The sequence below is a fragment of the Citrobacter sp. Cb080 genome (genome assembly GCF_030334745.1).
In the GTDB taxonomy this organism is placed as follows: domain Bacteria; phylum Pseudomonadota; class Gammaproteobacteria; order Enterobacterales; family Enterobacteriaceae; genus Citrobacter; species Citrobacter braakii.
Genome location: NZ_JAOWDG010000031.1, coordinates 1 through 6,301 on the forward strand (window position 1 = coordinate 1; position 6,301 = coordinate 6,301).

Consider the following 6,301-nt stretch of genomic DNA (forward strand, 5'->3'; position numbering starts at 1 on the left):
TGTAGATTCAATTGGTCAACGCAACAGTTATGTGAAAACATGGGGTTGCGGAGGTTTTTTGAATGAGACGAACATTTACAGCAGAGGAAAAAGCCTCTGTTTTTGAACTATGGAAGAACGGAACAGGCTTCAGTGAAATAGCGAATATCCTGGGTTCAAAACCCGGAACGATCTTCACTATGTTAAGGGATACTGGCGGCATAAAACCCCATGAGCGTAAGCGGGCTGTAGCTCACCTGACACTGTCTGAGCGCGAGGAGATACGAGCTGGTTTGTCAGCCAAAATGAGCATTCGTGCGATAGCTACTGCGCTGAATCGCAGTCCTTCGACGATCTCACGTGAAGTTCAGCGTAATCGGGGCAGACGCTATTACAAAGCTGTTGATGCTAATAACCGAGCCAACAGAATGGCGAAAAGGCCAAAACCGTGCTTACTGGATCAAAATTTACCATTGCGAAAGCTTGTTCTGGAAAAGCTGGAGATGAAATGGTCTCCAGAGCAAATATCAGGATGGTTAAGGCGAACAAAACCACGTCAAAAAACGCTGCGAATATCACCTGAGACAATTTATAAAACGCTGTACTTTCGTAGCCGTGAAGCGCTACACCACCTGAATATACAGCATCTGCGACGGTCGCATAGCCTTCGCCATGGCAGGCGTCATACCCGCAAAGGCGAAAGAGGTACGATTAACATAGTGAACGGAACACCAATTCACGAACGTTCCCGAAATATCGATAACAGACGCTCTCTGGGGCATTGGGAGGGCGATTTAGTCTCAGGTACAAAAAACTCTCATATAGTCACACTTGTAGACCGAAAATCACGTTATACGATCATCCTTAGACTCAGGGGCAAAGATTCTGTCTCAGTAAATCAGGCTCTTACCGACAAATTCCTGAGTTTACCGTCAGAACTCAGAAAATCACTGACATGGGACAGAGGAATGGAACTGGCCAGACATCTAGAATTTACTGTCAGCACCGGCGTTAAAGTTTACTTCTGCGATCCTCAGAGTCCTTGGCAGCGGGGAACAAATGAGAACACAAATGGGCTAATTCGGCAGTACTTTCCTAAAAAGACATGTCTTGCCCAATATACTCAACATGAACTAGATCTGGTTGCTGCTCAGCTAAACAACAGACCGAGAAAGACACTGAAGTTCAAAACACCGAAAGAGATAATTGAAAGGGGTGTTGCATTGACAGATTGAATCTACAACACCTTCACTGATAATTTCCATAAAGGTCTCAACATCAACGGCGCGGCTGCCGTAGTTTTCTGGTTTGGAACTGACATTTTCACCGGCAAATGCGCCAGCCAGTGCCGGGTGTTTATCAATGTATTCACCCAGACCACCCACACCAAAGGCACGTTCTACGGGTTTAGCCTGGCCCCAGCCTTTACCACCGATAACACCGGTCCAGTGCAGCTTGATACCCAGCAGAGGGATAATCCCCATCGGATCATCCTCACGGACTTTGAACCGGTAGCGGTTAGGAACGCCACCAGACAACCATTTGTTCGCCGCTGCACGGGTGTTGTCTATCGTGATGTGTTGGGGTTTCCCGTAGGTTTTCAGTGTATCCATGAGTGACAGGCGGATACTGTCGCTGTTTTCTGATACATCAGCCCGCCAGCCGACAATTTTGCGGCTGTGGACGTCCTGCCAGAACCATGTTTTGGGACGGATGATTTCACCGTTAAACCAGCGGACAAACACGTTGTGTTGATAACCGTCACCGTTAATCCATTCCATCGCATGCAATTGTGCGACGGTGCGCTGTTGAGATGGGTGCATCTGCGCCAGGGCGTTTTCACCTTCACGGGTGGCAACGACAATGCGCGGATCAACTTCACGTTCCAGCTTACGACGCAGGGTACGTTCAGCCGGTATGGTCCAGCCATGTGTTTCTGCGGCGATTTCGAGCCGTTCATAGCATTTGGAGAAAAACGGGGCTTCGTTGCGCAGATAATCGCCCAGGAAGAATTGCCAGGCATCATCAGAGATTTCAGCCGAACGTCCTGTCACGCGTTTTTCGCGGACGCGGCGATCGAGCAGTACCGGTCCCCAGAGGTCAGGGCTGAAGTCCTTCACTTTGTAGTACAGATTGCGCAGCGTTCCTTCACTGATCTGTAATTGCTTCGCGGCCAGAGTAATCGCTTTTCGATTGCCAACACCTGACGCCATCAACTCAGCCACCAGCGCAGCAGCTTTCGTGCGACGCTCTGCATGCAGTCTCTGTTCGCCGGTCGCTTTCTCCCATGCAGACCAGAGACGCTGACGATCAAGGTCATCAGCGGCCACACGTTCCGGCTCTCTCGGCAGAGTAATGAGGCCAGATGAGGTTTCAATCAGCCCACGACCAGCCAGCAATTCAGCCCGAACTTCTGGTGGCAATACTGATATGTGGTATTCAAATGCTTTGGTTCCGGCACGTTTGCGGCGTAGCTCACTGCGACCGCAAACCAGATCCTCAAGTTTTTTCCGCGCATTAGATTCAGCCTGTGGGAAACCACAGACGCCAACACATTCTTTCACTGATACCCAAAACTCCATCATGCAACCTCTTTAACAGTCAGATTCTGATAACGCGAAGGCCATATCTCTGATGGCTCCATGTTGAGAAAGTCAGCGATAATTTTCTCCCCTTTGGGCCAGTGGTGACGGAATACGTTACGTAATGTTGATTCCGCTAACCCATGACAACGGGATAACTGACTGGTCGTCATTCCGCGTTTTCTAATCGCTGCTTTGATGTCTTCCGGGTGCCAGTCTTGGCTTTTGGTCATCATTCTGCGATCCTTAAATATTTACTCGTTGCGGTGAACTAAACTGCTCACCTTTACGTGTAAAAATATAACACACAAAAAATCGAATTCAATCTTTTTATCGGTCTTTTGTCGGTTTTATCAAATCTTGATAAATCGAATTTAAGTCTTTGATTTTGATGAAAGCATGTTTTTACGCCTTAAAAAATCGAATCGAATTTTTTGAGAATCAGAAAAAATCGGAAACAGGAGGTAATGATGAATGTGCAAACTTGGTTTACGGCTCAAGAGTGTGCGGGGATGCCCGGATTCCCAAGTGGAGTATCCAATGTACGTAAGCAGTTAGAAAAACTCGCAGAGGGGCTGGACGGAGTGCGGCGGAAACGAGGAGGGACTAAAGCCACGGAATACCATATATCGATATTGCCTGCACGGACCCAAAATTATCTTGGGTATAGCAACAAAGGACAGCCATCTATGGGAGTTGAGGATTTCAAGACAAAAAGTGGCTTAGCAAATGATGAGAAGCAAGCACTCTGGATGATGATTTATCAGGGGATGACTGAAGCCCAACGTGAAGCTGTTATGGAGATATTTATCACTGGTGGATTAAAGATGCTTATGCCTGCGGTGCTTGAGTTATCTGATTCAAATCCGGTCCGACAGAAAGAGATTTTCGGACAATGTGATTCCGTTGAAAAGGATAGCCCAGCGTCGAACGTAAGCACGCAAAACAAGGCTGGCTGATTACAGAAATGTACAATTGGCTGGCTTTGTTTTGAACCTCCATGTGATAACGTTTTAAGCCGAATTTAAATCCCATTAAACAGTCGGCAGTACGATCTAACTATATATGACACCTTTTTAACTTTGTTGTCGAACGATCTAAAATTGTCATATTGGGTGGTTTTCTACCAGTTGACTAGCTTTACCTATCGTTAAGCCTTGCCACTCAAGGTTTCCTCCCGTTTGTTCCCTCGAACTCCCGGTTGTTTCCGGTTACTCCGTTTGATCCATACATCACTGTCACTAGTCAGCCTGCATAGTCGTGCATTGAGTCCGTATGACCGTTAAACAAAGAAACACATTGAGATTACGAAGAATAATTGAATCAGGAGAGTCTGTGAGAAGTAAGTCGTGGAGCGGGCGAAGGGAATCGAAGCATCGAAGACAATCACTCACTAACCATTTGTTTCATAAAGAATCATGAATCCTTTTGGTTACAGTAATGGTTACACATTGAGTGATCTCTGGTCAAGGCTGAATGAACGTAATGTTCCCCTCGGAGGAATAGAACCAAGCTGAGAAGTGCTGTAATGTCCTAATGTTTAAACATCAAGAGATGGTAGCCCCCACTGCTCAGGGAACAACTTTGAGAGGGCTACAGGGGGAAGTCGTTAAACTTTATATATTAGATACCTGCGGAGATTTTTGTGAGGAATTTTAAGCACAAGAACCATCTGCTAGTGCCACCAGCCCCCACCGACCGCAAAGTGAAGACCAGTTAGCACCAGAGCAATGGCGATTGCGGCAGTAAAGAGAACGCCACAAACCGACGATAATCTATTGAAGACAATACGGTACACGATGCCCAGCAAGAACAAAGCCCCGGAGGCCCACCAAAAGGCACTCACTGCCCTAGCAAGCGCCCGATATGTTGACCACTGTACCCCACCATAGATGTAACCAGCCATACAACCAGCAGCCAGTAATAGTAAAGCCATCCCGATAAATGACCCGATACCTTTCAACATGTTGATATTCCTTTAAATAACCATAAAAACGGAGTCTAAAGGATAGCCCGGATGCGGGCATACTGATGATCGTTTGTCTCGATCGGTAAACTGAAATTGATCGCTAGTATCTATCAATCACTTTAGAGTATCTGGCAGACCAAGTGGACGCAGAGGACGAACACATACAACTCCTGTAAGTTCATGGGGTCCTCCGTATGTTCACTCAGGGTTTATAGCTACTCTACGGCAGTAAAACGAATAGCATGGACCAACGGGAAAGAGGCGTCTGTCTCAACGTCGAATGCTCCAGTTTTCACCTTAACGGAACCGGTAGCCAACACATCGACCACGCTGATTAACTCAAGGTCATACCCAGCGGTATTGCTATTACGAGTCACTTTTACATCCACGGTCTTAGCGCCTTTAGTTGACCTGAAAGAGATAGAAGCAAACCGCTGATGTAGCCCCCTGAAACACCGGACAGTAGCTGTATCTCCAGATAAGAGATAGGCTTGAATATATGTCTAACACTAACGCCAATTTTGAGATGACCGGGATCCTGTTAGGGCAAGAAGTCCGTAAACGTAAAACTCCTCAGGAGAAGATCGCCATTATCCAGCAGACGATGGAGCCGGGTATGAATGTCTCCCATGTCGCCCGCCTGCATGGTATCCAGCCCAGCCTGCTGTTTAAGTGGAAGAAGCAATATCAGGAAGGCAGCCTCACCGCCGTTGCGGCTGGAGAGGAAGTCGTTCCTGCTTCTGAGCTTACTGCTGCTCTGAAGCAGGTCCGGGAGCTTCAGCGCCTTCTGGGCAAGAAGACGATGGAAGTTGAGATCCTGAAAGAAGCCGTGGAGTACGGTCAGTCGCGAAAATGGATAGCGCACGCGCCCTTGTTGCCAAAGGACGGGGAATAGCCATGGTCTGCCGGACCATGGGCGTGTCGCGTGCGCAACTGTCACTGCGGATTAACCGTTCTGCCGACTGGCAGGACAGGCGCTGTAACCGGCGTAATGAAGAAGCAGACGCAGAAATACTGTCGGCTATCCTCAACATTATCAGCGATATGCCGAGTTATGGTTATCGACGCGTGTGGGGCATCCTGCGCAAGCAACGTCGCACAGAGGGACAGCTACCTGTGAATGCCAAACGGCTTTACAGGATAATGCGTGAGCATAACCTGTTGTTGTTGCATCACAAACCAGAGCGACCGAAGCGTGAACATAAGGGCAAGATAGCGGTGGCAGAAAGCGATATGCGCTGGTGTTCAGATGGCTTCGAGTTCGGCTGCGACAACGGCGAAAAACTGCGGGTAACGTTCGCGCTGGACTGCTGCGACCGTGAGGCCATAGACTGGGCAGCAAGCACGGGAGGCTATGACAGTTCGACCGTGCAGGATGTGATGCTGAGGTCGGTGGAAAAGCGCTTCGGCGACAGGTTGCCCGACACAGCGGTGCAGTGGCTGACGGATAACGGTTCAGCGTATACCGCGTATGAAACGCGGAGGTTCGCGAGAGAGCTGAATCTGGAGCCCTGCACAACAGCGGTGAGCAGCCCGCAGAGTAATGGCATGGCCGAACGGTTCGTGAAAACGATGAAAGAAGACTATATCGCGTTCATGCCAAAACCGGATGTGAGAACAGCACTGCGAAACCTTGCAGTAGCGTTCACGCATTACAATGAAAACCACCCGCACAGCGCGCTGGGATATCACTCCCCGAGGGAATACCGGCGGCAGCGGACATCGTTAACTTAAGATACAAAAGCTGTTCGGAGATGGAGGGTCAAGATCA

At 48.6% G+C, this 6,301-nt stretch carries 7 protein-coding genes; 3 read left to right on the forward strand and 4 right to left on the reverse strand.

Annotated elements, in window-relative coordinates; all coding sequences use genetic code 11:
* Positions 1-62: 62 nt before the first annotated feature.
* Positions 63-1,214 (forward strand): IS30-like element IS30 family transposase, encoded by a 1,152-nt coding sequence (locus OGV38_RS06425; RefSeq protein ID WP_286473067.1) that lies wholly within the window; start codon positions 63-65, stop codon positions 1,212-1,214.
* Here the strand turns inward: OGV38_RS06425 and OGV38_RS06430 are convergent.
* Entirely contained in the window at positions 1,134-2,564 is a 1,431-nt protein-coding gene (locus tag OGV38_RS06430) for a transposase domain-containing protein (RefSeq protein ID WP_286473068.1), read from the reverse strand. The two genes, OGV38_RS06425 and OGV38_RS06430, sit on opposite strands and share 81 nt — an antisense overlap.
* Positions 2,561-2,797 (reverse strand): helix-turn-helix domain-containing protein, encoded by a 237-nt coding sequence (locus tag OGV38_RS06435; protein ID WP_023277393.1) that lies wholly within the window; start codon positions 2,795-2,797, stop codon positions 2,561-2,563. Before OGV38_RS06435 ends, OGV38_RS06430 begins: the two co-directional genes overlap by 4 nt.
* A 231-nt stretch (positions 2,798-3,028) precedes the next feature.
* Between OGV38_RS06435 and OGV38_RS06440 the strand changes: the two genes are divergently transcribed.
* Positions 3,029-3,520, forward strand: a complete 492-nt coding sequence (locus tag OGV38_RS06440; protein ID WP_088544847.1) for a DNA-binding protein — start codon at positions 3,029-3,031, stop codon at positions 3,518-3,520.
* Positions 3,521-4,236: 716 nt separating this feature from the next.
* On the opposite strand, the gene OGV38_RS06445 is transcribed toward OGV38_RS06440, so the two are convergent.
* Together OGV38_RS06445 and OGV38_RS06450 are read right to left on the reverse strand one after the other, a co-directional pair.
* Positions 4,237-4,527 carry a hypothetical protein gene (locus OGV38_RS06445; protein WP_016154338.1) on the reverse strand — a complete coding sequence of 97 codons (291 nt, stop codon included), beginning with the start codon at positions 4,525-4,527 and terminating at the stop codon, positions 4,237-4,239.
* 218 nt (positions 4,528-4,745) lie between these two features.
* Positions 4,746-4,907, reverse strand: coding sequence for a hypothetical protein (locus tag OGV38_RS06450; RefSeq protein ID WP_286473070.1), 162 nt, complete (start codon positions 4,905-4,907; stop codon positions 4,746-4,748).
* 149 nt (positions 4,908-5,056) lie between these two features.
* On the opposite strand from OGV38_RS06450, the gene OGV38_RS06455 reads away from it, so the two are divergent.
* Positions 5,057-6,264, forward strand: a protein-coding gene (locus tag OGV38_RS06455; RefSeq protein WP_117086587.1) for an IS3 family transposase whose coding sequence is annotated in 2 segments (ribosomal slippage) — positions 5,057-5,378 and positions 5,378-6,264 — 1,209 coding nt in all. Because the reading frame shifts where the segments join, the coding sequence is not laid out codon by codon here.
* The last annotated feature ends 37 nt before the right edge of the window (positions 6,265-6,301 follow it).